Below are 24141 nucleotides of genomic sequence, written 5' to 3'. Positions count from 1 at the left end.
CCTCACCACAACCAAAGAACCACGACGTCAACAGGCAGCCACCCACAATTTTCAGCCCGCGAAGGGACGCCCGCAAGGGCGACCAAGACTAACCGGTCCAAACACTCACGACCCCTCGTTCAGGCGTGGAAGGGCCTGCGCGGTGTGAACGGCGCTTTCGCAACGCTCAACGTTGCGAAAGTGGCGTTCATGCGGATCTGCCCGTGAACCCGGCCCGAGGCTTTACGGGCCCTGGAGGCGGAGGGCCGGGTGGTTGGGGTCGTCGGCCCTGACCACCAGGTCGGCCAAGGACGCTGGGTCGACTTCGGACTCGTAGCGGGCGAAGGCGGGGAGGGCCCAGTGGTCGGAGGCGGGCAGACGGCGGCGCAGCGCGCCGGGGGAGAGCCACAGGTGGACCGTCAGGTCGGCGGCCAGGCCGGAGCCGAGGAGCATCTCGCCGTCGAGGATGACTACCCCGTCCGGGGGAAGCGGGACTCGGGGCAGGCGCGTCGCTCGGTCACGCTCCGTGTCCCACAGGGCCGGGAGGACCTGGCCCGAGCCGCCGGGACGGAGTGGGTCGAGGACTTCGCGGCGTAAGGCGCCGAAGTCCGTCCAGTCCCGGTAGCGGGACTCGGGATCGGTGCGGCCGTGCTCGAAACGGAGTGACGCCGGTCGCAAAAAGTCCGAAGACGACACGCGCAGGGGCGCGCGGCCGTTGAGGCGCAAGGGATCTACGAGTGCGTCGGCCAGCTCGGCCGTTCCTGCCGCGCCGTCGATCAGCACCGCGACGCGGCGGCCGGGAAAGGCCAGTACACGGCGGGTGAGGTCGTCGGCGAGGAGGGGATAGGAGATCGGCCGGTAGCGCACACGGATGATCCTGCCCGATACCGGTGACAGGGAGCTACTTAACCCGATGGGATGATGGCGGCGTGGAAAGTGCACAGACGGTCGAGGTCTCCCAGACCGTGCCGGGTACGCCGAAGCAGGTGTGGGAGTTCCTGCTCGGCCGCGACGGCAGCGAGATCTGGCTTGGTCCGGGAACGGACCTCACCAAGGACAAGAGCTACGAGACCGCCAACGGCACCGCCGGGCGCGTCCGGAAGATCAAAGACGCGAAGCAGCTGAGCCTCACGTGGCAGCCGAAGGACTGGGACCACGATTCGGACGTTCACGTCATAGTGGGCGACGGAACCCTCAAGTTCCGGCAAGAGGGGCTGATCGACGCAGCGGAGCGCGCCGAACAACGGGAATACTGGGAAGGAGTGGTCGAGCGCATCGCCACCGCGCTCGCGGAACGTTGACCTTGGGGGCACCGTGATTCCAGTACTCGACGACGGTTTCATGCAGGACCCGCACGGCGCGCTCGCGCTGATGCGTGCCGAAGGACCGGTGCGGCAGGTGGTCACGCCGCGTGGCCTCACGGTCTGGCTGGTCACCCGCTACGCCGACGTGCGGGCGCTGCTGTCCGACCCGCGCGTGGCCAAGGACGCCAAGCGCGCGCAGGAGATGATCACGCGCAACGTCACGGCGACCGGCCCCGTCGACGTCACCGCGCAGGGCCTGAACGCACACATGCTCAACAGTGACCCGCCGGACCACACGCGGCTGCGCAAGCTGGTCAACAAGGCGTTCACCAGCGGCGTCGTCTCCCGGCTGCGCCCGAGGGTCGAGCAGATCACCGACGAGCTGCTCGACGCGATGTCGGGTGAGGTCGACCTGATGAAGGCGCTCGCGTTCCCGCTGCCGATCACGGTCATCTCCGAGCTGCTGGGCGTCGAGCTCGAGGACCGTGACCAGTTCGGCGCCTGGTCGAACCTGCTCCTCTCGCAGGGCGACTCGGCGGCGATCTCCGAGGCCGTCGGCGCGATGGCGAACTTCCTGGTCCAGCTCATCGAGCGCAAACGCGAGAACCCGACGGACGACCTGATGTCCGCGCTCGTGCACGCCTCCGAGGAGGGCGACAGGCTCAGCCCGGAGGAGCTCATCGCGATGGTGTTCCTGCTGCTGGTGGCGGGCTACGAGACCACGGTGAACCTCATCGGCAACAGCGTGCTCGCGTTGCTGCGCCACCCGGACCAGCTCAAGGCGCTGCGCGCGGACCTGTCGCTGCTGCCGAACATGGTCGAGGAGGTGCTCCGGTACGACGGTTCGATCAACATCGCCACGCTCCGGTTCACCAAGGAACCGATCGAGGTCTCGGGTGTCGAGATCCCGGCCGGCGAGTTCCTGTTCCTCTCGCTGCTGTCGGCGAACCGGGACGCGGAGCGCTTCCCCGATCCCGAAGCCTTCGACATCACCAGGCAGACCAACGGCCACGTCGCGTTCGGGCACGGCATCCACTACTGCGTCGGCGCGCCGCTGGCCAGGCTGGAGGCCGAGATCGCCATCGGCAAGCTGCTGGACCGGTTCGACGGCATCGAGCTGCTCGGCGAGACCGGGTCGCTGCGGTTCAGGGAAAGCCTGCTGGTGCACGGAGTGGAGAGCCTGCCGGTCCGCCTGTCGTAGTCTGCCGGGGTGCGCCCGGAAGAACTGATTGCCCTCGACATCGCCCACGTCTGGCACCCCTATGGGCCGATGCCCGGCAAGGTCGAGTCGTTGCTGGTCACCGAGGCCGAGGGGGTGCGGCTCAAGCTGGCGGACGGCCGTGAGCTCGTCGACGGCATGTCGTCGTGGTGGGCGGCCATCCACGGCTACCGCAACCCCGTGCTCGACGCCGCGCTGACCGCGCAGATGTCCAAGATGAGCCATGTGATGTTCGGCGGGCTCACCCACGAGCCCGCCATCACGCTGGCCAAGACACTGGTCGACCTCACCCCGGACGGACTGGAGCACGTCTTCCTGTGCGACTCCGGCTCCGTCTCGGTCGAGGTTTCGATCAAGATGTGCCTGCAGTACTGGCAGTCGATCGGGAAGACGGCCAAGCGCAAGCTGCTCACCTGGCGCGGCGGTTACCACGGCGACACGTTCCACCCGATGAGCGTCTGCGACCCCGACGGCGGCATGCACGCGCTCTGGCGCGGCACCTTGCCCGAGCAGCTTTTCGTGCCGGAACCGCCGTCCGGCTTCACGGCAGCGCCTGATCAGTCCTATGTGGACAATCTCGCTCAAGAAATCGAGCGCCACAAGGACGAACTGGCCGCCGTCATCGTCGAGCCGGTCGTGCAGGGCGCCGGTGGCATGCGCTTCCATCACCCCGGCTACCTCAAGGCGTTGCGGGAAATCACCGCACAGCACGGAGTTCTCCTCATTTTCGACGAGATCGCCACCGGTTTCGGCCGCTCCGGCGCCATGTTCGCCGCCGAGCATGCCGGTGTCACGCCCGACGTGATGTGTCTCGGCAAGGCTCTCACGGGCGGCTACCTCACAATGGCCGCCGCGTTGTGCACGGCCGAGATCGCCGACGGCATCTCACGCGGCGAACTCCCCGTGCTCGCGCACGGCCCGACCTTCATGGGCAATCCGCTCGCGTCGGCCGTCGCCAATGCCTCGCTCGGCATCCTCAAGACCGGCGCCTGGCGCGCCGACGTCGCCCGCATCGAGTCGAAACTCCACAGTGGACTCGCCGATGCACGGGATCTGCCCGGTGTCAAGGACATCCGGGTGCTCGGCGCGATCGGGGTGATCCAGCTCGATCATCCGGTGGACATGGCGGTCGCGACGGACGTGGTCACGGCCAACGGCGTGTGGCTTCGCCCGTTCAGGGACTTGATCTACGCGATGCCGCCGTATGTCAGCACGGACGCCGACGTCGAGGCCATCACCGCGGCCATGAGTGCGGTGGCCGCCAAAGCCTGACGTCACACGAAGGGGTGGGGGTAGCGGACTTTTCGCCGGGTTTTCGGGATCCTGCGAGCATGATCAACAACACACACGAAGAGCACGACACCGGACCCCCGGTTTCCCGAAAGATCCTCGCGAATCTCCGCTACGACCTTCCCGCCTCGATCGTCGTCTTCCTCGTCGCCGTCCCACTCTCGCTCGGGGTCGCGCTGGCCGCAGGCGCGCCACTGGTCGCCGGGCTGATCTCCGCGGTCGTCGGCAGCATCGTCGCCTCGCTCTTCGGCGGCTCCGCGCTCCAGGTCAGCGGCCCGTCCGCGGGCCTGACCGTGGTGCTCGCCCAGACCATCACAACCTACGGCTGGCGCGCCACCTGCGCCATCACCGTCGCCGCGGGACTGCTGCAGATCCTCTTCGGCCTCGCCAGGATCGCGCGCGCCGCGCTGGCCGTCTCACCCGCCATCGTGCACGGCCTGTTCGCCGGCATCGGCGTCATCGTCATGCTGGACCAGTTGCACGTCGTGCTCGGCGGCAAGGCGCACGGCAACACCATCGACAACGTCCTCGCGTTGCCTGCCCAGCTCATCGGGCACCACGACGAGGCCGTCCTGATCGGCGTGGTGACCATCGCGACGCTGCTCGTCTGGCCGCATCTGCCCGCCTTCGTCCGCCGAGTGCCCGGTCCGCTGGCCGCGATCACCATCGCCACGGTCCTCGCGAGCACCGCGAAGATGAACGTGAGCCGCATCGACGTCCCCGCCGACCTGCTTTCGCTGCGCTTCATGCCGCAGCTGCCCACGAGCGGCCTGTTCCCGGCCGCTTTCGCCGCCTTGACCATCGCGCTCATCGCGAGCCTGGAGAGCTTGCTGTCCGCCGCCGCCATCGACAAGCGCCACGCCGGGCCGCGCACGGACCTCAACCGTGAGCTCATCGGCCAGGGCATGGCCAACGTCACCTCCGGCTCGCTCGGCGGTTTCCCGGTGACGGGCGTCGTAGTGCGCAGCATGACCAATGTCGAAGCCGGCGCCCGCACCCGCATGTCGGCGCTGCTGCACAGCGGCTGGATCCTGCTGTTCGTGCTGCCGCTCGCCGGACTGCTGCGCGACATCCCGCTCGCCGCGCTGGCGGGCCTGCTCGTCTACGTCGGCGCGAAACTCGTCAACCCGGCCGAATTCCGTGAGGTGGCGCGGCACGGCGACCTGCCCGTCTACCTGGTGACGTTGGCCGGAGCCGTCGGTGTCAACCTGCTGACCGGGGTCGCGCTCGGCGTCGCGCTCTCGCTGGCGATGATGCTGCGGCGGACGATCTGGTCCGGTGTGCACGTCGAGCGCGACGGCGACCAGTGGCGTGTCGTGATCGAAGGCGCGCTGACCTTCCTTTCCGTGCCACGGCTGACAAAGGTGCTCGCGGCCATCCCGCCGGACGCGCCGGTGACGCTCGAACTGCTGGTGGACTACCTCGACCACGCCGCGTTCGACTGCCTGTTCAGCTGGCAGGCCGCGCGTGACGGCGTGGTGACCGTCGACGAGATCGGGCATCCGTGGTTCGAACGCGGCCGCTCCGGCACGCCGATCGTGCGCGGCGACCTCGTCGGCAAGGCGGTCCCGCGCTGGCTCGCGCCGTGGTCCGAATGGCAGGCCGATCATGGCGTGCCCGGCCAGCGCACCGGTCCGCATTCGACAAAAGCGTTGTGCCGCGGCGCCGCGGAGTTCCAGCGACGGGCGGCACCGGTGCTGCGCGACGAGTTCGGCAAGCTCGCGCACGGGCAGCATCCGCACACCCTGTTCCTGACCTGCGGCGACTCGCGGATCGTGCCGAACCTGATCACCACGAGCGGGCCTGGCGACCTGTTCACCGTGCGGAACATCGGGAACCTGGTGCCCACCGAGGGCAGCGACTCGGTCGGCGCGGCCATCGAATACGGCGTCGGGGTGCTGCATGTGCGCGAGATCGTCGTCTGCGGGCATTCCAGCTGCGGAGCGATGAAGGCGCTGCTCGGCGGCGCGCCGGGCGGGATGCTCGGCAACTGGCTGCGCCACGGCTCGGCGAGCCTGCGCCGCCGCGCGACGCACGGGCCGCTGCTGCTCGACGGGCGCCGCCCGGAGACCGAGGGCGACCAGCTCGCGCTGCACAACGTGGTCCAGCAGCTGGAGCACCTGCGTGCGCATCCGGTGGTCGCCGAGGCCGAGGCACGCGGCGACCTGCATCTGACCGGGATGTACTTCGACGTCGGCGCCGCGCAGGTGTTCCTGTTCGACCGCGGCGCGGAGGCGTTCGTGCCGGCTCAAGCCGTCACCACGACGGCTTGACGCGGGACTGCTAAGTTTTCCGGACGTGAGCATGCTGGTGATGACCGGAACCGGAACCGGGGTCGGCAAGACGGTGGCCACGGCCGCCGTGGCGGCGCTGGCCGTCGAGGCCGGGCAGAAGGTCGCGGTGCTGAAGCCCGCGCAGACCGGGCTACGGCCGGGTGAGCCCGGCGACGTCGACGACGTGCTGAGACTCGCCGGTCCGGTCACCACCAGAGAGCTGGTCCGCTTCCCCGACCCGCTGTCTCCCGAGGCCGCCGCACGGCGCAGCGGGATCGAGCCGGTCGGGCCCGCCGAGATCAGCAAGGCCGCCAGCGAACTCGATGAGACCCATGACCTGGTGCTCATCGAAGGCGCAGGCGGCCTGCTGGTCCGGTTCGACTCCTACGGCAGCACACTCGCGGATGTCGCGTGGTCGCTCGGCGCGGTGGTCGTCATGGTCGCCGAGGCCGGGCTCGGCACGCTGAACGCCACCGCGCTCACCGCCGAGGTCGCCACGAAACGCGGGCTGAACCTGGCCGGGGTCATCATCGGCTCCTGGCCGTCCGAGCCCGATTTGGCTTCTTTGTCCAATCTGGAGGACCTGCCGACCGCCGCGCGCGGGCCGTTGCTGGGCGCGCTGGCGGCCGGTGCGGGCACGGCGACACGCGACGAGTTCCTGGACTATGCCCGGAATGGCTTGTCACCGTGGTTCGGCGGGGAGTTCGATCCGGAGTGTTTCGCCGGGAGCGCGTCCGCCCAGAAGTGACTTGCGTCGCTGGTTCCACACTGGATCGTCGTGCACCATGAGGACCGGCCACCGCCGTTCGACTAGGAGAGCTCTGTGACTTCAGCCCCTGAGAAGACCGTCCTCGATGTCGCGCGTGAGCAGGTGCTGGAACGCGGTGTCGGCCTCTCGCAGGAGCAGATCCTCGAAGTGCTGCGGCTCGGCGACGACCAGCTGACCGACCTGCTCGAGCTCGCGCACGAGGTCCGCATGCGCTGGTGCGGCCCGGAGGTCGAGGTCGAGGGCATCATCAGCCTGAAGACCGGCGGCTGCCCCGAGGACTGCCACTTCTGCTCGCAGTCCGGCCGGTTCCCGACCCCGGTGCGCTCGGCGTGGCTGGACATCCCCGGCCTGGTCAAGGCCGCGCGGCAGACCAGGGACACCGGCGCGACCGAGTTCTGCATCGTCGCGGCCGTGCGCGGGCCGGACAAGCGGCTGCTCGGACAGGTCCGCGAGGGCATCAAGGCCATCCGCGAGGACGGCAACGACATCCAGATCGCCTGCTCGCTGGGCATGCTCACGCAGGAGCAGGTCGACGAGCTCGTCGAGATGGGCGTGCACCGCTACAACCACAACCTGGAGACGGCCAAGTCGCACTTCGCGAACGTCGTCACCACGCACACGTGGGACGAGCGCTGGGAGACGCTGCGGATGATCCGCGAGGCGGGCATGGAGGTCTGCTGCGGCGGCATCATCGGCATGGGCGAGACCGTCGAGCAGCGCGCCGAGTTCGCCGCGCAGCTGGCCGAGCTGAACCCCGACGAGTGCACGATGAACTTCCTGATCCCGCAGCCGGGCACCCCGTACGAGAACTACGAGGTCGTCGAGGGCAAGGACGCGCTGCGCACGGTCGCCGCGTTCCGGCTCGCCATGCCGCGCCCGCTGATCCGCTTCTCCGGCGGCCGTGAGCTGACCTTCGGCGACCTCGGCACCAAGCAGGGCATGCTCGGCGGCATCAACGCGATCATCGTCGGCAACTACCTGACCAACCTCGGCCGCTCCGCCGACCAGGACCTGGAGATGCTGGAGGAGCTGAACATGCCGGTGAAGGCGATCAGTGACGTCCTCTGAGACCTTCTGTGTCCATTGTGGACAGACCGGGCCGCCGCATCCCGGCTGCTCGACGCCGCGCAACGCGCTGGAACCACCCCGGTTCTGCGCGCAGTGCGCGCGGCGCATGGTCGTGCAGATAACGCCGGTCGGCTGGACCGCCAGGTGCAGCCGACACGGCGAGCTGGCCAGTAGCTGAACTTCACGCCCGACCGGTTACTCTCGGTGGGTACTGCCGAGTGGAGGGAGGCCGGGCGTGGCCGAATCGTCCGTGGGCGCACACCGGTCTTCGCAGCTCAACGACCCGTGGTCGGTGCCGCCGATCTACCGGTTGCCGGTGGAGCGGCCCAAGGTGCGCGTGAAGGCCGACATCTTGCCCGGCATCAGCCTGGCTGGCACGTCGACCTTGCTCGCGTTCCCGCTCGTCTACCTGTGGTCGCTGCTGGCGCCGACGCAGCGTTTCCGGGTTTACGAAGCCGGGCTTGCCCCGCTGGACCTGGAAAGCTGGCATCGGTTCGACTCGCTCGCGATCTTCGGTTTCCTGTCGATCGGCGTCGGCGTGCTCATCGCGGCCGTCGCCTGGCTGATGCGCGAACGCCGCGGCCCGGTGATGCTGGTGGCCGCCGTGCTCGGCGCGCTCGGCGCCTCGGCGGTCGGCGTGCTGTCGAAGGGCATGTTCCTGGGCAAGTACGACATCGCCGAGCCGCCTTCGGTCGGCGACGTCATCGTGGCGGCCCCGACGCTCGACACGTGGTGGGTGATCATCGCGGCGCCCGCGGCGGCGGTCGTCGTCTACGGGATTTGCGCGGCGTGGAATGGCCTTGACGATCTCGGGCGCAGATTAGGGTAAATCCGTTCGGGGCAGGCATCAAAGTGTGCCTTGTTCCCGAGTCGGCACCTTGCGGTACCGGCGTTGGCCACACTGATGGTGTGGTCTTCCCGTGGCAGTACCCGCTGCCCGCGCGGTGCGGGACTTACCTGGGTTTCCATCGGGCTCGTTTTCCGTCGCCCCGCAACTCGGGGAGGACGTCTCGGCCAAGCCTGCGAGGTTGCGGGCGGCGTTGAGATCACGATCCATGGTCATTCCGCATGAATCACAGGTGAAGACACGCTCGGACAGGCGCAGTTTGGCTTTCACCACGCCGCAGTCCGAACAACTCTTGGAGCTTGGGTACCAGCGATTGGCGAGCATGCCGGAAACGTTGAGGTCCTCGATCACGATCGTGCCGTAAGCGCGGACGAGACCTGTAGTGAACTTGTGCAGACCGTCTAGCCTTGAGTTCGCCACCCAGGCGTGCAGGCGCGCGATCCGGGCTTGGGTCTGGTGCCATCGGCGCGACGGTTTCGTCTTGGTGCGTTTGTCTGGCCCGTGGCGACGGGAGGATCGCCGCTGCAGTCTGCGTAGCTCTCGCTGTGCGAGTTCGAGGTGTCTCGGGTTCGGTACGACTTCACCGGTCGACACCACCGCAAGCGACTTCACGCCGAGGTCGACGCCGACTGCCACGTCTGGTTGTTCGGGCACGGGGTAGGTGCGGGTGATCTCTACCGAGAATGACACGAACCATCTACCCGACTGATACGACACGGTCGCGGAGCGGATACGCGCTGTGTCATGTTCGACGTGGCGTGCGAGCTTGCGGGTGGATTCGCAGGTGCGCACCACGCCGATGCGTGGCAGCTTCACATGTCTGCGGTCGCCGCCGGCCAGACCAAAACCGCCGGTGGTGAACTTGCACGCCATCCTGGCACGCTTGCTCTTGAACCGCGGAAATCCGAGCTTGCGGCCTCTGCGCTTGCCGTTCTTCGAATCGCCCCAGTTCTTCAGCGCGACCGCGAGGTTCGCGAGACCGGACGAGTAAGCCTCTTTCGAGTTCTCGGCCCACCATGGTGCGACGTCGCGTTTGGCTACGTTCCAGTCTTTGCGCAGACTGTAGGCCGACCAGCTCAGCGGTGGTGTCAGGTCGTGGCCGCACAGGCCGTAGGACGTTTCTGCTTCTCGTTGACCGAGGTTCGCTTTGACCTGCGCGAGTCCCCAATTGAACGCGAACCGAAGGCCGCCACAGTGAGACCGCAACGCCGCGTTCTGTTCAGGATTCGGATCCAGCGCGAACCGGTACGCCTGCAGCACGGTGCTCGCTGGGCGATGTCGGAGGTCAACGACCGGATCTTCCATGACGCAGTGTCTACCAGCGGGCACCGACAGTTCTGGAAATCCGGTAGAAACCCTGATACCGAGATTGTCGTTTTCGCCTACTGTGGGTCGAAAGCCAAAGGGGGCAACCGAGTGCCAGAAGACATCGAAGTTTCACGGTCCAATGCCGTGCGTTTCCCGGGAATCAGCCCGCGGGCCTACGAGCATCCGGTGGACAGGGGCGCGCTCGCCACGCTGCGCGCGGTCCCCGGATTCGCCCAGGTGGTCAAGACGATCTCGGGGTTCTACAGCGAACGCGGCGAGCGCCTGATGGCACTCGCGTCGGCGATCCGCGTAGGCCCGACGCAGTACCCGGAGTTGGACAGACTGCGCCACGAATGCGCCGAGACGCTGGACATCTCGCCGGTGCCCAACGTGTTCGTCGAGCGCAATCCCGCGGTCAACGCGATGGCGATCGGGATGGACGAGCCGTTCATCGTGATCACCACCGGCGCGCTCGAGGTGATGGACACCGAGTCGCTGCGCTTCGTCATCGGGCACGAGATGGGTCACGTGCTCTCCGGGCACGCGGTGTACCGGACGATCCTGATCAGGCTCATCAGCCTGCAGATGTCGATGTCCTGGACCCCGGTCAGCGCGCTCGGCATGCGCGCGATCATCGCGGCGCTGCGCGAGTGGTTCCGCAAGGCGGAGCTGTCCTGCGACCGCGCCGGGCTGCTCTGCAGCCAGGACCCGGCCGCCGTGCTGCGCGCCCAGATCCTGGTCGCGGGCGGCATCGACCCCGCACAGGTCGACATCCCCGCGTTCCTGCAGCAGGCGCAGGAGTACGCGTCCGTCGACGACATCCGCGACTCGTACCTGAAGCTGCGCTACGTCGAGGGCATGTCGCACCCGCTCGCCGTCGTCCGCGCGGCCCAGCTGCAGAAGTGGGCGGCTTCGGAGGAGTACCGGGCGATCCTCGCCGGCGACTACGCGCGCCGTGACGACGACACCCCGACCTCGACCTGGACCGACGACATCAAGTCGGCGGCCAAGTCGTACAAGGACTCGTGGAGCGAGTCGACGGACCCGCTGACCAAGGTGTTCAGCGACGTCGGCGAGGCCGTCTCGGGTGCCGCCACCAAGGTGTGGAGCAAGTTCGGGAACAACGGCGGGACCAACGGCGGCTCCCAGGAGCCCCCGGCCTCGTCCTGAGTTCTCGTCATGAACGCCTCGTTCACAACGCTCAACGTTGTGAACGAGGCGTTCACTACGTCAGGGTTCCCTTAGGGGTCAGTTCAGGGTCGACGGGCCGGTCAGGTCCGCGAACTCGGACATGGGCGCCGGCACCGCGCGCAACGTCGACAGGAAGCCCGCCTCGCGAGGCAGCAGGCGGCACAGCATGCGCAGCCGGCGCAACGGCTGGGTCTCCTCGAGCAGGAGCTGCCGGTCGGCCAGTGGGAGCAGGCAGTCGGCGGCCAGCAGGTACGCGAGGTCTTCCGTCGAGGTTTCGGGTGGCGGGACGTGCCAGTCGTCGCTCTCCCACGCCGACTCGCAGTAGCGCTGGTGCGCCGCGCGCGCGACCACGGACAGGCGCTCGGCCACGTCCGTGCTGCCGACCGGGAGTGGCTCGTCGGGGAGCCATTCGACCGTGCCGACCAGGTATGGGGCCGAGGTCGCGTCGACCTCCAGCAGGCGGAAACGGCGCCTGCCGGTGGTGACCACGTCGAACCGGCCGTCGGGGAGGCGCTTGGCCTCGCGGAGCTGGGCGGTGCAGCCCACCGCGTGCAGGTGGTCCACCGACTCGATCTCGCGCACCAGCGCGGCTTTGATCGCGACGACGCCGAATTCCTGGCTCGGCACGGTGCCGGTGACCAGGTCCACGGTCAGCTGCCGGTACCGGGGTTCGAAGATGTGCAAGGGCAGGTGCACTCCCGGCAGCAGCACGGTTTGCAGTGGGAACAACGGCAAAGTCGTCGTCTCTCGTCCACCCACCGGATTCGCCACGACTCACACGGTACGGGGAACCCGCCAACCGCGCAGCGTGATCAACCGTGCTGCGGTGGCTTGAAGACCGCGAACGGGTCCGTGATCTGCATACCGTCCCCCGCAAAGGAAAAAAGCGCGGCGGGGCGGCCGCCGCTGCGACCGGACGGCGCGGTGTCGCCGGTCGGCACGAGCAGGCCGCGCCGCGACAGCACGCGCTGCAGGTTCGTGGCCGAGACGCGGTAGCCGAGCGCGGCCGAATACAGCGATCGCAAGGCCGAGACGCTGAATTCCTCAGGAGCCAGCGCGAAACCGAGGTTTGTGTAGCACAACTTCGAGCGCAGCCGGTCGCGGGCGCGCAGCACGATCGCCTCGTGGTCGAAGGCGGTGCGGGGCAGCGCGGCGATGTCGTGCCACTGGGTGTCCTCGGGGATCACCGGGTCGACGTCCGAGGGGACGAGGCCGAGGAACGCCGTCGCGACCACCCGCGGACCGGGCACTCGATCAGGTGAGCTGAAGACCGCCAGTTGCTCTACGTGTTTGAGCTGACGGATGTCGACCTTCTCCGCGAGCTGCCGCCGGATCGACGTTTCGACGTCTTCGTCGGGCCGTAGCCGCCCGCCCGGCAGCGACCAGCGCCCGAGGTGCGGATCGAGGGCGCGCCGCCATAACAGCACCCGCAGTGTGTCCGATCGCACTTGAAGTACTGCCCCCAAGACCTCGTGTGCCAGGGGGGCGCTGCTGTTAATATGACTTCGCACGGTTTTCGATTATAAGGCGAAAACCGGTGAGTGGTCCAGGGAGGGTCACATGACCGGAACGATCACGTTGGAGACGCCGGAAGGGCTCACGCCGTACGGCGGCGTCGAGGCCAACGCGGCTTGGGCCGACGAGGTTCGCGCGCTCGCCCGCAAGCACGACGCGGTGCTGCTGGCGCACAACTACCAGATCCCCGAGATCCAGGACATCGCCGACTTCACCGGCGATTCGCTCGCGCTGAGCCGGATCGCGGCGAGCACCGACGCGTCCACAGTGGTCTTCTGCGGCGTCCACTTCATGGCCGAGACCGCGAAGATACTGGCGCCGCACAAGACCGTCCTGATCCCGGACGCGCGGGCGGGCTGCTCGCTCGCGGACTCGATCACCGGCGCCCAGCTGCGCGAGTGGAAGGCGCAGCACCCCGGCGCCGTCGTGGTGTCCTATGTGAACACGACCGCCGAGGTGAAGGCCGAGACCGACATCTGCTGCACCTCGTCGAACGCGGTCGACGTGGTCCGCTCGATCCCCGCTGACCAGGAAGTTCTCTTCTGTCCTGACCAGTTCCTCGGCGCGCACGTCAAACGTGAGACCGGCCGGGACAACATCCACATCTGGGCGGGCGAGTGCCATGTGCACGCCGGGATCAACGGTCCCGAGCTGGCCGAACGCGCCGCGGCGAACCCGGATGCCGACCTGTTCATCCACCCCGAATGCGGCTGTGCGACCTCGGCGCTCTACCTCGCGGGCGAGGGCACGGTGGCGCCGGAGCGGGTCAAGATCCTGTCCACAGGGGACATGGTGACGGCCGCGCGCGACACCAAGGCGACCACCGTACTGGTCGCCACCGAGATCGGCATGATCCACCAGCTGCGCAAGGCCGCGCCGGAGATCGACTTCCGCGCGGTGAACGAGCGGGCCTCGTGCCGGTACATGAAGATGATCACGCCGGCGGCGCTGCTGCGGTCGCTGCGCGAGGGCGCCGACGAGGTGCACGTCGATCTTGAGACCGCCGCCCGCGCGAAGGCCTCGGTGCAGCGGATGATCGAGATCGGCAAGCCTGGCGGCGGTGAATGATGGACGGGGTTAGTGACCATAAGGCGAAAACCCGCCCCGCCTGGGAGGCCCGTGCCGATCTCGTGGTGATCGGCAGCGGGGTCGCCGGGCTCACCGCCGCGTTGCGCGCGCAGGCACTCGGGCTGCACGTCTTGGTCGTCACGAAGGCCGCCGTCGAGGACGGCAACACCCGATGGGCGCAGGGCGGCGTCGCCGTCGTGCTCGACGGCGAGCACGACGAAGGCGACTCGGTCGCCAAGCACGCGGAGGACACGCTCATCGCGGGCGGCGGGCTCTGCGACTCCGACGCCGTGCGGGAAATCCTGGAAGGTGGACCGGCCGCGGTCGCCAGGCTTCGCGCTTCCGGCGCGACCTTCGACCCGGCGGCTTCGCGGCCGGGTCTCGCGCGGACCCGTGAAGGCGGGCACAGCGCGTTCCGCGTGATCCACGCGGGCGGCGACGCCACGGGAGCCGAGGTCGAACGGACGCTCGTCGCGCAGGCGGGCGACCGCCGGGTGCCCGTGCTCGAAGGGCACATCGCCGTCGACGCGCTGCGCACCCCGCTCGGTGAGGTCGCCGGCGTGACCGTGCTCGACCGGGCGGGCACGCCGGGCGTGGTCCGCGCGGCGGCGGTGCTGCTGGCGAGCGGGGGCATCGGCCAGCTGTACCAGGCGACGTCGAATCCCGAGATCGCCACCGGCGACGGCCTCGCGCTCGCGTTGCGCGCGGGCGCGCTCGCGGCCGACCTCGAGTTCGTGCAGTTCCACCCGACGGTGCTGTTCACACCGGGCGCGCGCGGGCGCTGCCCGCTGGTCACCGAAGCCGTCCGCGGCGAGGGCGCCACCCTGCTCGACGGCGCGGGCGCGTCGGTCATGCAGGGCGTTCATCCGCTCGGCGACCTCGCGCCGCGCGACGTCGTGTCGGCGGCCATCACGCGCCGGATGACACTCGCGCCCGGCGGCATCGACGATCACGTTTTCCTGGACGCCACCGGTGTTTCCGGGTTCGCCGCCCGGTTCCCGACGGTGTACGCCGCGTCGATCGCCGCGGGTGTCGACCCGACCCGTGAGCCCATCCCGGTCACGCCGGCCGCGCACTTCGCGTGCGGTGGTGTGGTGGCCACAGTGGACGGACGCACCAGCGTACGCGGGCTGTACGCGGCGGGTGAGGTCGCCAGGACCGGCTTGCACGGCGCGAACCGCTTGGCGTCCAACAGTTTGCTCGAAGGTCTCGTGGTCGGTGAACGCGTCGCGCACGCGGTCGCCGCCGACCTCGCGGCCGGTCTGCTGCCCGACCCGAAGCACGGCAGGCTCCCGGAAACCGTGCTCGCGCCGATCGCCGACCGCGACTCGCTGCAGCGCGTGATGAGCCGCTACGGCGCCATCGGCCGCGACGCCGAAGGGCTAGCGGTGATCGGCTCGGTTCTCGATTTGTCGACAGTGGACAGTCTGCTGTGGACGCATCGCGCGGTCGAAGACGCGGCGCTGACGCTGGTCGCGCAGGCAATGGTCTCGGCGGCCGCCCGGCGCACCGAGTCGCGTGGCTGTCACGTGCGCACGGACTTCCCCGAACGTGACGACTTCGGCTGGCTGCGCAGTCAGCTGATCCGGCTCAGCCCGTCGGGCCAGCCGGTGCTCGCAGATCCGGTGTTGACGGAAGGAGCGGCATGATCCACGAATTCTCCAGCCTGGCCAAGGCGGAACTGATCCACGCTGGCCTCGACGTCGAAGATGTCCGCCGCGTGGTGGAGACCGCGCTCGGCGAAGACCTGCGCTACGGCCCCGACGCGACGACGGAGTCGACCGTGGCGGCCGACGCCGTCGCGGTCGCCGAACTCACCCCGCGCGTGACCGGTGTGGTCGCGGGCCTCCCGGTCGCGCTGGCGGTCTTCGATGCCGTGCTCGGCGACCGCTACGAAGTACTCGGCCGCCGCGACGACGGCAGTCGCCTGGTCGCGGGGGAGCCCGCCTTGGTCGTGCGCGGCCCGGTCCGCGGCCTGCTGACCGCGGAGCGCACGGCGTTGAACCTGCTCTGCCATCTGTCCGGCATCGCGACCACGACGGCGGCCTGGGTGTCCGCTGTGGACGGAACCGGCTGCGCGATCCGCGACTCCCGCAAGACGTTGCCGGGCCTGCGGCTGCTGGAGAAGTACGCGGTCCGGTGCGGCGGCGGCGTCAACCACCGGCTCGGTCTCGGCGACGCGGTCCTGATCAAGGACAACCACGTCGTCGCGGCCGGTTCGGTCACGGCGGCACTGGAAGCCGCCCGCCGCCACGCCCCGACGCTCGCGTGCGAGATCGAGGTCGACACGCTCGTCCAGCTCGACGAGGCGCTGGCCGCGGGCGCGGACGAAGTGCTTTTGGACAACTTCACACCCGAAGACTGCGTCCGCGCGGTGGCGCGCCGCGATGAGGTCGCCCCGAAGACCCGCCTCGAATCCTCGGGCGGCCTGCGGCTGTCGAACGCCCGCGCCTACGCGGAATCCGGCGTCGACTACCTGGCGGTGGGCGCTCTGACCCACTCGGCGCCCGCCCTAGACCTCGGCATGGACCTGCGCTAGCGGTAAAAATCCCAATGTGGCTTTCGTCAGATTTCGCCTGACGAAAGCCACATTGGGGGGCTGAAAACTGACCAATGCCACATTGGGATTTTTTGACGAGCACCTGGCGGGGGGTACACCTGGTTGGTGGTTGTCCGGCCGCGCGCTTCTTGCTAGAAGTACCACCCTGGCGAGAAGGGGCTCTGGATGGCGTCGGTCGGGGAGCGGCGTACCGCCTTTCTCCCTGCCCTGCTGAAGAAGGGCGCGCCGGTGCTCGCGGCGACGCCGCGGGAATTGCCGCCCGAGATCGACGATCCCGCCATGATTCCCGGTGCGCAACGGATACGGGCGCTCGCCGCGACCGATGCCGTCGCGCCGCGTAATTCCCTGATGGCGCGGGCGACGACGTACGCCGTGCTGCTCCCTTTGGCGTATCGGATCGTGCTGCTGCCGATGACCGCGATCTGGCTGGTGGTCGCGCACGGGTTCGGGAATGTCTGGTCCGCGTGCGTGGTCGCTGTGCTCGGGTTCGCGGGCAGTCTCGGCGCGACCGTGTGGGTGCTCAAGGTGCCTGATCGGCGGGGCACGATCCGGCGGGTGCTGCTGTGGTCGGACGTGGGGTTCGCCGTTGCCGCCAACCTTCTGGTCAGCGTGACGGACGCTCCGAGCGCCACCTGGGTGCCGTGGGTGTATTTGACCGGCACCGTCGCGCTGTGGACGGTTTCGCGGGGTGTGCCGTCGGGGCTCGTGCTCACCGCGCTCGGGGTTCCGTTGCGGTACTTGATGGACATCGATGTCGCGGGCGTGATCGGCGGGACGGGCATGCTGCTCGCCGCCGTCGCGACCGCGATGGGGGTGCTGGTGCTCGTCGGGCTGGGTACGCGGCTGGCGCTGGCGATCGGGATCCGGCAGGGGCGGACGGCCGAGCGGGCGCGCGGGGATCGGACGTTGCACGACACCGTGTTGCAGTCGCTGGAAGTCATGGCGATGGAGTCGCCGGAAGATGAGACGGATCCGAAGGCGCAACTGAGGAAGGTGCGCAATGCCGCGCGGGCGCAGGCGAATCAGGTGCGGCGCGGGCTCGCTTCGTATGACGTCGACGGTTCGCCTGCCGGGCTGGGGGCCGAATTGGCCGGGCTGGCCACGGAAATGGCGCGTGACGGGCTGCGTGCTCAGCTGGTGGTGGCCGATATCCCCGATGACATTTTGTCGGATGTGCGATTGGTGGCGGTCCGGGATGCCGTACGGGAAGCTTTACGCAATACGATAAAGCACGCGGGCACCGGATCGGTCGTGGTGCGCATGGAGGAGAGGGACGGTGGCATCGCGGTGATCACGCGCGATCACGGAGTCGGCTACGACGAGGGCAAACGTCCCGCGGGCTTCGGCGTCAGCAATTCCATGCGGGCCAGGCTCGCCGAAGTGGGCGGACGGTGTCACATCGAATCGTGGCCTGGGCGCGGCACGCGCGTCACGTTGTGGGTGCCGCGGTGAAGCGGATCCTCGCGGTGACCGGGGTGTGCGCCGCGCTCACCACCCTCACCCCGCTCGCGCACGCGCAGCAGAACTCGCAGTGCGCCAACCCCAGCGGGCGCTACGCCGGTGGCGTGCCGTGGGGCCAGAAACTGGTCGACCCGGCCAAGATCTGGCCGCTGACCACGGGAAGCGGCCAGACGGTCGCGGTGCTCGCGCCCGGCTTCGACGGGGACAACGGCCAGTTCGGCCCCGATCAGATCCTCGGCAACGCCGACTCGGACTGTGATGGCCGTGGCACCGTCGCTGCCGGAATCGTCGGTGCGCAGAAGAGTTCGGCGACCACGTTCACCGGGGTCGCGCCCGGCGTGAAACTGTTGCCGGTCAAGGCAGATCCGGCGAATCTCGCCGCGGCCATCGATACGGCGGCGCAGGCCAAGGCCGGGGTCATCCTGGTCGCCGTTCCGTCGCCGGTGGACAATCCGGCGCTGACGGCCGCGGTGGCCAACGCGAAGGAAAAGGGATCCGTGGTGATCGCGCCCGCCGGCGCGACACAACAGGGCGCGCGCTCTTATCCGGCGGCGACGCCGGGTGTGCTCGCGGTCGGTTCGGTGAACCAGGCAGGCGAGCCGGTGCAGCAGGAATCCGGTGACTACATCAGGATATCCGCGCCGGGCGCCGATCTGGTGAGCACCTCAGCCGACGCGAACGGCCAGATCGCGCACCGGTATCCGATCAGCGATCCGAGCCTCGCCGCCGCTTATGTGGCAGGTGCCGCCGCGCTCGTGCGGGCGTATCACCCAACGCTGACGCCGGACCAGGTCGTCACCCGGCTGCTGCTCACCGCCAATCGCCCGGCCAGTGGTGCTCAGGATCTCAAGCGCGGCTGGGGCATGCTCGATGCCTACGCGGCGGTCTCCGCGCAGATCCCAGCGGACGCCATGCCCCCTGGCGTACAAGGGAAAGCGGCGGGCTCGGCGGGCTCGATCGTCCCGGCACAAGCGGCACGCCGTCCCGAGTCGGACACCTTCTCCGGTGTCATCGCGGTCGCGGGGGTCGGCGCGGCGGTGGTGGCGGGCATCGCGGTCGCGGCTGTCCGAAGTGGACGCAAGCGGGGCTGGCGGCCGGGGCGTTTCAAGGCCTGAAAGGTCGGCACGCGTACCTGAAAGGTCGGCACGCGTACCTGAAAGGTCGGCACGCGTACCTGGAAGGACGACACGCGGGCCGCTGGGGTCGGCGGCGTGTCGTCCATCCGGGTACGCGTGCCGCCAGGGTCAGAACGCCGCCACGCAGCGGGTGGAGCCCATGATGGCGACGTCGCCGCCCTTGCGGGCGACGTGCACGGTGAGGTGCGCGCCGTCCCGGCTGAACTGGGCGACCAGCTCGCGTGCGGTGCTGCGGTCCTTCACATGCCAGCCCGCGCGTTGCAGTGACGGGACGACCACGCTGGTGAGCCGTTTGTCCGGCTCCGACGGGGAATCCAGGTGCACCCCGTACTGCCAGCTGAGCAGTTTGCCTGGCTGATTCGGGTCGCAGTCGATGTCCCCGTTCACCGTCTGCGTCGCGCCAGGCCCGAACGCGCCCGCGATACCGTCGATGACCTTGCACAGGTCGGCGGCAAGCCGGTCGAGTTCCGTCTTCTCGATGATGATCATGTGCCCCTCGCCTTTCCGGCGAAAACGGCCCGGCGACCGAATGGTCACCGGGCCACCTCCCTCGATGCTGTCCTAAAAGGACTAACGCCCCTCTGTGTCCTCACCGATCACCGACGGCGCGATGGGCGCGGACTGGCCCCACACGTCCTCGGTTTCCACCAGCCACGGCGGAATCCGCCGCCCTGAGCCCATGTCGTTCCCGGCTCCGGTCATCGGCATCATGGGCATCATCGGCATCATGCCCTTGCCTGCCGCCGCTGCCGCCCCACCTGCGGCACCGCCTGCGATGGAACCCAACGTGTTGCCGACGTCGGGCGAACCGGCCAGCCCGGAGTGCGCCGCGGGCATCGCACCCGTCGCCGCGCCACCGAGCGAACCGGCGTCGATTCCGCCGCCGCCACCACCGAATGCACCCATGCCGCCCATGTTCGGCGCTTCACCGCCGCCGGGCCCGGACGCGCCTCCACCAAGCTTGGTGCTCTCGGAATCCTTTTCCTCGTCGGGGTTCTTGCCCGTCGCCCAGCCGGGAACCTTCGGCATGATCGAGCCGAACCGGCCGAAAGCCGCCGCCGAGGCGGCGGCCAGACCCGCGGTGAACATGTCGCCGAAGAGCGGGTTGCTCCTCGGCGTCGTGCTGCCAGGCGGGAGCAGGTTCGTGCCCTCGCCCGGCAGGATGTGCGGCTGACCGGGGTCGACGACCGTGCCGACCGGCGCGATGCCGGGCATGCCGTTGCCGATCGGGCCCGACGTCCCCGTGGACGTGCCGCCGCCGACGACACCGGGCGGCGGGGTCGCCGCGTTCGGGGACGCCGGGATCGAGTCCTCCGCCGAGGTGTACTCGCCCGCCAGGCTGGTCATCACCAGGATGGCCTTGCTGTGCGCCGCGCTGGCCGCACTCGCCGCCGCCTGCTGCGCCTCGACGACCGCGATCGCCTGCTGCCGCTGCTGCGCGATGGCGGACACCGTCTCCGGCGGCGCGTTCGGCGGCAGCATCACCGGCGTCGTCGCCAGCGCGACCTGCGCGGGCGGGACGTCGGGGACGTTGACCGGCGGCGGCATCTCGGCCTTCGCCTTGACCAGCGCGTCGGCCGCGTCCTCGAGCAGGTGCTCCATGGCGGCGGCCGTCTGTCCGACCTTCTTGATGCCGCCGACCAGGTCGGTGATCATCGTCTTGTACTTGTCGGCGGCGCCGCCCGACCAGTTGTCGTCGAAATCGTCGAGCTCGCGGCAAAGGCTGTCGCCCGATTCGTAGAGCCCGATGGCTGTCGACTTCCACTTCTCGGCCGCGGCCCGCGCGGTGTGCGGGTCACCGGCCTGAAGCATGGCGTAGAGCTGCTGGTGGGTGTACGCCGCGAAGTTGGTGTGTGCCGTGTTTCCCTTGGTCATCCGTGCGTTCCCCCTGAACTGGTGCCGCCGCCGAGCAGGCCGCCGACCACTCCGCCGACAACCCCGGTCACCGTGTTGACCGTGCCGCCGACCGCGTTCGTGACCGCACCGGTCACCTGGGTGACGACGCCGTCGTGGCCGGAGGTGTGCAGATCGCCCGCGACGGACTGGTCGGCCTGCTCGTAGCCGTCCGCGACGGTCGTGGTGACGTCGGTGGCGAACCCGATCGCTCCCTTGACCTGATCGAGCAGGCCCTGCATTTCGAGTACCGCCGCTTTGTGCGCGTCGGCGAGCGAACCCGCCTCGCCGAATTCGCCGAACAGCAGGGGGTGGTCGCCCAGTGTCAGCAGGAAGTCGTTCGGCTTCGCCATGGCGTGGATCTGGTTCTCCAGCTCACGGACGAAGTCGTTCAACGACTCAAGATGAACGTAGTACGACTGGTCGTGCATCTCTTCGACCCGTTCCTCCGTTTAGGACGGACAAAAGCCGGTTGGCCGGCGTGAGCGGGGGGCGTCTCACACCGGCCAAACGACGTCTATGGGGGAATCAGGCGAAGTAGCCCTGGTTCCGGTTCTCGAGCGAAGCCTGCAGGTCGTGCGCCTCGCTGACCTTGCCGCCGAACTGCGCGATGATCGCGATGATGTCGGCGGTGGCCTGGCGAAGCCGGGTCTCCGATCCCTCGGCGGCGGTACCGGCGGAGCTGCCGGAGGCGTACCAGCTGGCCTTCAGCGGCTGCAGGTTGCTCTGCAGCTGCTCGAGCTGGGTGGTGAGCGCCTTGGCCTTGGCGGCCAGCGAAGCCGAGCTGTGCTGCAGCGCGGCGAAGTTGATTTCTACGACATCGGCCATGACTGTGGAGTCCTCTCTGAGCTAGTTCGCGCCCGACAGGCGGCCGAGTACGGAACCGCCCGCGTCGGAGGCGGTGGCGGCCACGTTGCGCAGCTGCGAGGACACGTCCGCGTCACCGGAGCCGTAGTTGTGGAAGCTCTGGTTCACCAGGCTGGACATGGTGTCGAGCTCGCGGACGGCGGCGGCCATCTTCTCCTGCAACCGGCGCTGGAGGTCCCAGAACGCGACGGCCTGGTCACCCTTGTAGTTACGCAGCGTCTCGGTCAGCTCGGACTCCAAGCTGGCCATCGTCGTCTTGGCGCTCGACGCGGTCTCCTCGAAACCCTGGACCGCGCGCGTCATTGCAGCCGCATCCGCCTGGAATCCCGGACTACTCATCGACGGGCCACCTCCTCTCAGTCGATGGAAAGCGCAGTAGAGCGCTCGTTGTGAATGTCACGCTAGAAAAGGCACGGTCATGGTCAAACGGCACAACTGCCGGGAGCGGTGACGGCACTATTACCCACGTGCCGTGAGGTAGGGCCAGCCCCACCCCCGGTACGGGGGACCACGGGAGTGCCGGCCCGTGCTGACTCGGCCAGGCTTTTTCGCATGTCAGACAGGGGATCCGGGCTTACGCGGGCCGTGCTTGCGCACCGCCCGCTGGTGATCATGGCGGGGGCCATGACGGTACTTTTCGCGGTCGCGACGGTCGGGCTGATCGTCGACGACAGGACGCTGGTGAACGCGTCCCTTTGGGCCAAACCATGGAAATTCTCGATTTCCATCGCGCTCTACACCGTGACGCTGTCGTGGATGATCAATTCACTGCCGAAATGGCGCCGCGCAGGCTGGTGGGCGGGCACCGTGGTCGCGGTCGCGCTGGCGGCCGACATGGTGCTGCTGGTGTGGCAGATCGCGTTCCGCGGCAGGCAGCTGCACTTCAACATCGCGGGCGAACTCGATCGCACGATCAACAACTGGCTGGCGACCGCGGCGTTCACCGCGTGGGGCGCGACGCTGGTGCTGGGCGTGCTGCTGCTGTTCCAGAAACTGCCGGACAAGGCGCAGGCCTCGGCCGTGCGTGGCGGTATCGCGGTCGCGCTGACCGGGTTGATGCTCGGCATGCTGATGTTCGACGCGAAGCCGGAGCAGAAGGCGGTGTTCCGCGCGGGCGGCAAGCCGCCGGTGGTCGGCGGGCACAGTGTCGGCGTGCCGGACGGGGGTCCAGGGCTGCCGCTGATCGGCTGGAGCACGACCGGCGGGGATCTGCGCATCCCGCACTTCGTCGGCCTGCACGCGCTGCAGCTGCTGCCGTTGCTGGGCGCTCTGCTGCTGATGCTGGCCGCGCGGCTCCCGATACTGCGTGACGAGCTCGTGCGGCGGCGGCTCATGCGGACGGCGACCGTCGGCTATTTCGGGCTGCTGGCGCTGGTGACGTGGCAGGCGCTGCGTGGCCAGTCGATCGTGCGGCCGGACTTCTGGACCATGGTGGCGGGTGCCGGGCTCGTGCTCGGCGTGGCCGCGGCGGTGTGGGGCGTGCTGGCTGTCACTCCCGCGCGGGATATTGAGAGAACTCCCGCTTTGCATGATCTAAAGTGATCATGACAAAGGGGGATTCATGGGGAAAATGTGGATCGGCGCTGTCGCCGTTCTGCTGGTCGCCGGCTGTTCTTCGACGCCGGAGGCGCCGAAGGTGTTCGGCCCGGTCGGCTACGGAAAACTCAGCCTGGGCATGACCGCCGAAGCGGCGCTCGCGACCGGTGAGCTGGCTAAGGAGCCGACGTCGAATTTGGACGGCTGCGCCGACTATTCGTTCACCGGCGGCCCGGCGCCAGACCCGGCGCGCATGGCCGCGGAGGCCGCGGCGGAGAAGGTCGTCGCGGAGAAGAACAAGGCCGCCGACGACGCGAACGCCGAAGCCGACGCCAAGCGTCCCGGCCCGAACGCGGGCGCGAAGGAATACGCCGATTCGGCGAAGCGCATGGCGGACGCCACGCAGCTGATCGCGGAGTCGGCCGAGGCGAGCATCGCCGTCGCGGGCAAGCGGGAAGCGCGTGACAAGGCGATGGGTGTTTCGGGCGGCGTTTCGATCGGCAAGAGCGGTCTGGTCACGCTGGCCGCGCCCGCGGGCGCCAAGACGCCGGAAGGTGTCGCTCAGGGGTCCACAGTGGACGAGCTGAAGAAGGCATTCGGCGCTCGGGTCACCGAGAAGGACGGCGAGTTCTCGGCGCCGATCCCGGAAAAGGACGGCTTCGTCTACCGGTTCCTGACTTCCGCAGGCAAGGTGACCGGCGTGTTCATCACGACGCCGAAGATCAAGTGCGGCTAAGGATTTCGGGGTCGTGAGTGGTATTGCCGGTTAGAACCCAATGCCGGGTAGTTAAGGGGCGGGCAGGTTGGTCAAGCCCCGCCGCTCGGTGGGTGCCGCAGGGGTGGTTGAACGTTGCGAA

The 24141-nt window shown here is 68.8% G+C and carries 25 protein-coding genes; 16 read left to right on the top strand and 9 right to left on the bottom strand.

The genetic code is table 11. The annotated features are described in order from the left end of the window. Positions 1-222: 222 nt before the first annotated feature. Positions 223-846: a uridine kinase gene (locus ACFV15_RS41105; protein ID WP_378357969.1), complete on the bottom strand. Its 624-nt coding sequence runs from the start codon at positions 844-846 to the stop codon at positions 223-225. Positions 847-908: 62 nt separating this feature from the next. Between ACFV15_RS41105 and ACFV15_RS41100 the strand changes: the two genes are divergently transcribed. From ACFV15_RS41100 to ACFV15_RS41065, 8 genes are all read left to right on the top strand, one after another. Then, positions 909-1280, top strand: coding sequence for an SRPBCC domain-containing protein (locus tag ACFV15_RS41100; RefSeq protein ID WP_378357968.1), 372 nt, complete (start codon positions 909-911; stop codon positions 1278-1280). 40 nt (positions 1281-1320) lie between these two features. Beyond that, positions 1321-2484 carry a cytochrome P450 gene (locus tag ACFV15_RS41095; RefSeq protein WP_378357972.1) on the top strand — a complete coding sequence of 388 codons (1164 nt, stop codon included), beginning with the start codon at positions 1321-1323 and terminating at the stop codon, positions 2482-2484. Positions 2485-2493: 9 nt separating this feature from the next. After that, a complete protein-coding gene (locus ACFV15_RS41090) occupies positions 2494-3774 on the top strand; it encodes an adenosylmethionine--8-amino-7-oxononanoate transaminase (RefSeq protein ID WP_378357966.1) in 1281 nt (426 codons plus the stop codon). A gap of 59 nt (positions 3775-3833) precedes the next feature. Further along, a complete protein-coding gene (locus ACFV15_RS41085; protein ID WP_378357965.1) occupies positions 3834-6065 on the top strand; it encodes a SulP family inorganic anion transporter in 2232 nt (743 codons plus the stop codon). Between the two features lie 31 nt (positions 6066-6096). Then, positions 6097-6813, top strand: a complete 717-nt coding sequence (gene bioD, locus ACFV15_RS41080; protein ID WP_378357971.1) for a dethiobiotin synthase — start codon at positions 6097-6099, stop codon at positions 6811-6813. A 75-nt stretch (positions 6814-6888) separates the two neighbouring features. Continuing rightward, a complete protein-coding gene (bioB, locus tag ACFV15_RS41075; protein WP_091296605.1) occupies positions 6889-7902 on the top strand; it encodes a biotin synthase BioB in 1014 nt (337 codons plus the stop codon). Continuing rightward, positions 7889-8080: a hypothetical protein gene (locus tag ACFV15_RS41070; RefSeq protein ID WP_378357964.1), complete on the top strand. Its 192-nt coding sequence runs from the start codon at positions 7889-7891 to the stop codon at positions 8078-8080. Before bioB ends, ACFV15_RS41070 begins: the two co-directional genes overlap by 14 nt. Positions 8081-8137: 57 nt before the next feature. Next, positions 8138-8731, top strand: a complete 594-nt coding sequence (locus tag ACFV15_RS41065; RefSeq protein WP_378357962.1) for a DUF2567 domain-containing protein — start codon at positions 8138-8140, stop codon at positions 8729-8731. A gap of 18 nt (positions 8732-8749) precedes the next feature. On the opposite strand, the gene tnpB is transcribed toward ACFV15_RS41065, so the two are convergent. Beyond that, positions 8750-10054 carry an IS607 family element RNA-guided endonuclease TnpB gene (tnpB, locus tag ACFV15_RS41060; protein WP_378357960.1) on the bottom strand — a complete coding sequence of 435 codons (1305 nt, stop codon included), beginning with the start codon at positions 10052-10054 and terminating at the stop codon, positions 8750-8752. Positions 10055-10165: 111 nt separating this feature from the next. On the opposite strand from tnpB, the gene ACFV15_RS41055 reads away from it, so the two are divergent. Continuing rightward, on the top strand, positions 10166-11227 hold the full coding sequence (locus tag ACFV15_RS41055) for a M48 family metallopeptidase (RefSeq protein WP_091296593.1): 1062 nt from the start codon (positions 10166-10168) through the stop codon (positions 11225-11227). A 78-nt stretch (positions 11228-11305) separates the two neighbouring features. Here ACFV15_RS41055 and ACFV15_RS41050 read toward each other — a convergent pair whose 3' ends face one another. Both ACFV15_RS41050 and ACFV15_RS41045 read right to left on the bottom strand, forming a co-directional pair. Further along, on the bottom strand, positions 11306-12019 hold the full coding sequence (locus tag ACFV15_RS41050) for an LON peptidase substrate-binding domain-containing protein (RefSeq protein WP_378357958.1): 714 nt from the start codon (positions 12017-12019) through the stop codon (positions 11306-11308). Positions 12020-12060: 41 nt separating this feature from the next. After that, positions 12061-12696 (bottom strand): NUDIX domain-containing protein, encoded by a 636-nt coding sequence (locus tag ACFV15_RS41045; RefSeq protein WP_378357956.1) that lies wholly within the window; start codon positions 12694-12696, stop codon positions 12061-12063. Between the two features lie 112 nt (positions 12697-12808). Between ACFV15_RS41045 and nadA the strand changes: the two genes are divergently transcribed. The 5 genes from nadA (at position 12809) to ACFV15_RS41020 (ending at position 18967) form a co-directional block, all read left to right on the top strand. Continuing rightward, entirely contained in the window at positions 12809-13831 is a 1023-nt protein-coding gene (nadA, locus tag ACFV15_RS41040) for a quinolinate synthase NadA (protein ID WP_378357954.1), read from the top strand. Continuing rightward, the gene (locus ACFV15_RS41035) at positions 13828-15480 is read left to right on the top strand and encodes an L-aspartate oxidase (RefSeq protein ID WP_378357953.1); all 1653 of its coding nucleotides are present in this window, start codon (positions 13828-13830) and stop codon (positions 15478-15480) included. Before nadA ends, ACFV15_RS41035 begins: the two co-directional genes overlap by 4 nt. Beyond that, positions 15477-16370 carry a carboxylating nicotinate-nucleotide diphosphorylase gene (nadC, locus tag ACFV15_RS41030; protein WP_378357951.1) on the top strand — a complete coding sequence of 298 codons (894 nt, stop codon included), beginning with the start codon at positions 15477-15479 and terminating at the stop codon, positions 16368-16370. Before ACFV15_RS41035 ends, nadC begins: the two co-directional genes overlap by 4 nt. Before the next feature lie 186 nt (positions 16371-16556). Continuing rightward, on the top strand, positions 16557-17843 hold the full coding sequence (locus ACFV15_RS41025; RefSeq protein ID WP_378357950.1) for a sensor histidine kinase: 1287 nt from the start codon (positions 16557-16559) through the stop codon (positions 17841-17843). Beyond that, the gene (locus ACFV15_RS41020; protein WP_378357948.1) at positions 17840-18967 is read left to right on the top strand and encodes a S8 family serine peptidase; all 1128 of its coding nucleotides are present in this window, start codon (positions 17840-17842) and stop codon (positions 18965-18967) included. Before ACFV15_RS41025 ends, ACFV15_RS41020 begins: the two co-directional genes overlap by 4 nt. A gap of 129 nt (positions 18968-19096) precedes the next feature. On the opposite strand, the gene ACFV15_RS41015 is transcribed toward ACFV15_RS41020, so the two are convergent. The 5 genes from ACFV15_RS41015 to ACFV15_RS40995 form a co-directional block, all read right to left on the bottom strand. Further along, the gene (locus ACFV15_RS41015; RefSeq protein ID WP_378357946.1) at positions 19097-19525 is read right to left on the bottom strand and encodes a hypothetical protein; all 429 of its coding nucleotides are present in this window, start codon (positions 19523-19525) and stop codon (positions 19097-19099) included. A 33-nt stretch (positions 19526-19558) separates the two neighbouring features. Further along, positions 19559-20863 (bottom strand): WXG100 family type VII secretion target, encoded by a 1305-nt coding sequence (locus tag ACFV15_RS41010; protein WP_378357944.1) that lies wholly within the window; start codon positions 20861-20863, stop codon positions 19559-19561. Beyond that, the gene (locus tag ACFV15_RS41005; RefSeq protein WP_378357943.1) at positions 20860-21312 is read right to left on the bottom strand and encodes a hypothetical protein; all 453 of its coding nucleotides are present in this window, start codon (positions 21310-21312) and stop codon (positions 20860-20862) included. The genes ACFV15_RS41010 and ACFV15_RS41005 overlap by 4 nt, the downstream gene beginning before the upstream one ends. Positions 21313-21409: 97 nt before the next feature. Further along, positions 21410-21709: a hypothetical protein gene (locus ACFV15_RS41000; protein WP_091296560.1), complete on the bottom strand. Its 300-nt coding sequence runs from the start codon at positions 21707-21709 to the stop codon at positions 21410-21412. 21 nt (positions 21710-21730) lie between these two features. Further along, complete coding sequence (locus ACFV15_RS40995) at positions 21731-22087, bottom strand: WXG100 family type VII secretion target (RefSeq protein WP_091296557.1); 357 nt, start codon at positions 22085-22087, stop codon at positions 21731-21733. 285 nt (positions 22088-22372) lie between these two features. On the opposite strand from ACFV15_RS40995, the gene ACFV15_RS40990 reads away from it, so the two are divergent. Continuing rightward, positions 22373-23290, top strand: coding sequence for a hypothetical protein (locus ACFV15_RS40990; protein WP_378357942.1), 918 nt, complete (start codon positions 22373-22375; stop codon positions 23288-23290). 19 nt (positions 23291-23309) lie between these two features. Continuing rightward, positions 23310-24020, top strand: a complete 711-nt coding sequence (locus ACFV15_RS40985) for a hypothetical protein (RefSeq protein ID WP_378357941.1) — start codon at positions 23310-23312, stop codon at positions 24018-24020. Positions 24021-24141: the final 121 nt, after the last annotated feature.

It is taken from the genome of Amycolatopsis sp. NPDC059657, assembly GCF_042734395.1.
Classification (GTDB): Bacteria; Actinomycetota; Actinomycetes; order Mycobacteriales; family Pseudonocardiaceae; genus Amycolatopsis.
Note: the sequence above shows the minus strand (reverse complement) of the source record. Positions and strands in the feature narration are given on the sequence as shown.